The organism is uncultured Methanobrevibacter sp. (assembly GCF_900314615.1).
Taxonomy (GTDB): domain Archaea; phylum Methanobacteriota; class Methanobacteria; order Methanobacteriales; family Methanobacteriaceae; genus Methanocatella.
Window position 1 is genome coordinate 1 of the sequence record NZ_OMWA01000056.1, and the last position, 2012, is coordinate 2012.

Genomic DNA, 2012 nt, shown 5'->3' on the forward strand with positions numbered 1-2012 from the left:
GGACGGTACTTGCAAATCACGAGGCGCATCTGCGCAGTAAAGATGCGGAGAGTATAACCGGCGGCTGGAATTGAGTTTGGCGGATCTGACACTGACGTTATAGAGCAGTGGCGGATTTTTCAGTATATTGTCCCTTACTAAACGGAACTTAAAGTAGTCAAGGCCTGCTTATCTGTTAATAGTCCGTTCCAGTGATTTATCAATGTCGGATAATTTTTAATGATCCATCTGTTTAAAAGTTCAATGTCCTCCGGATTTAGCTTTTCAATAATTTCTGCATGACTGTTATCTGTAAATCCAGGGCATCGGCTGTCTATTAAACAGGGAATTCTGCAGTCGTTAATTTCGACTTTAACATGGGGACGATCAGGTTCAGTAAATTTTAAGGTTCCATTATAGATAATCCATACAGGAAAAGGTAATCCGCTGTCAACTGTGGTGACGTTTGCCATTTCCGACAAATCTTCATAATCTTCATCTTCGTAATCTTCATAGGCTTCTTTGCAGTATTCAACTCTCATGTCAGGATCTCCGTAAGTTAAAGATAATGCCCCTCTGCTGGTGCAAATAAATAAAGCTCAAAGATCATTTGAGAAACCTGGTTCAATTCATTAGTGCTGTTTAAAATCTGTTTGCTAAATTGCTGTAAAGTTCTTAATTTAAAACTGCAGCGCCTGGACATAAATTTAAACAGGATCGTGTTTTTTTCTGTTGTGCCAGTTGTATGCCATACGAGTAGATGGTAATACATCTGCTTCTGTATATTCTTTCGGCATTATATAAAACTTTTCATTCACTAGAAGATCTAATAAAGAAAACCGCTTTCCTCTAATCTGTACCAGATAACAGTCTAATTGTTGCGGTTGAAATTGATCCATCATGACTGATTCAAATTGTTTGTGCTTTTCACCGGCTGCATCTTCACAATCTTTGGTGTACAAAAGTTCAGAAATGCCGTTGGAATGAATAAAGAATATGGATTCCTGTTCACAGTGTTCACCCCAGCGTTTACCATAAGAATATAATTCATCCTCCCATTCCTTAGGTGCATAAATTATAGTGGATTCCTCATATACCGGATTGTTTTCATCTTCCTTACCGTCTACTTTTACCCTATGATATGTGAATTCGTTTTTTAACGCATTTATACGAATGTCATTCGTATCATCATAGTTAATATCGCATGAATTACCGTTTCGGCAACCGCTTATAATTAGAACTGCATCCCCGTTTTCTAAATGTTTCATTAACCTTTGTAAAGATTTTTCCAGACGTGTTTCACTTTTCATATTAAAACCCCTTATCCAATGATGCTTTAAGGTGTAGTCAAAAATCCAGGCTGAACACTCCAGATTTTGTATTTCAACATAAAGAACTATAGGTAATGTTGTAAACCTGCAGTGAACTTAATTTTGCATCAATTTCCTTTTCGATAATCATAACGGACTTGAATAATCTCAGGAAATGAAATAATTTTACTTTATATACAATAAACACTTGATTTAATAATGAATAAAGATGTAAACAAACATATATAAATTCATATTAATTGGTTATTGATCTAATGTAAATGAAAATTTACATTTTATGTCATATTTTTTGACTTATTTCATATTTAGAGGTTGGATAAGGAACCATAGGACAGTTCATTAAGAAAAACAGCAGGTAGTGTAAGATGATAATGGAAGCGGCGGAAACAGCGGATAACCATTGTTGTGAGAATTTTAACCAAAACTCTCAAAATTTTATACTAGCAGCATATAACCATTTAGCCCTTAATGCCTTTGCAATCTGATTGATGAATTTGCGGACGTTATCTTAGGTTATTCCGGCATTACTAAGAATTTTCTTTTGAACAAATCAGGCAGATCAATCCCGACCCGATACAGGGAAGTGGAAAATATCTTATTTCAGAGTGTTTCAATCGTATCAATTCAGGCAGATCAATCCCGACTTAATTAAAGCAATTGCAGAATTTATTGCAAATTGTGTTTCAATCGTATCAATTCAGG

2 protein-coding genes are annotated in these 2012 nt (G+C 35.3%); both read right to left on the reverse strand.

All coding sequences use genetic code 11. The features are described from left to right. Positions 1-137: 137 nt before the first annotated feature. Positions 138-521: a hypothetical protein gene (locus QZN33_RS11690; RefSeq protein WP_296792897.1), complete on the reverse strand. Its 384-nt coding sequence runs from the start codon at positions 519-521 to the stop codon at positions 138-140. A gap of 165 nt (positions 522-686) precedes the next feature. After that, positions 687-1289: a hypothetical protein gene (locus tag QZN33_RS11695; RefSeq protein WP_296792900.1), complete on the reverse strand. Its 603-nt coding sequence runs from the start codon at positions 1287-1289 to the stop codon at positions 687-689. Positions 1290-2012: the final 723 nt, after the last annotated feature.

Bases quoted from the DNA above. Each gene is read 5' to 3' on its own strand.
- QZN33_RS11690 (WP_296792897.1), bottom strand. From the start codon at position 521: ATGAGAGTTGAATACTGCAAAGAAGCCTATGAAGATTACGAAGATGAA.
- QZN33_RS11695 (WP_296792900.1), bottom strand. From the start codon at position 1,289: ATGAAAAGTGAAACACGTCTGGAAAAATCTTTACAAAGGTTAATGAAA.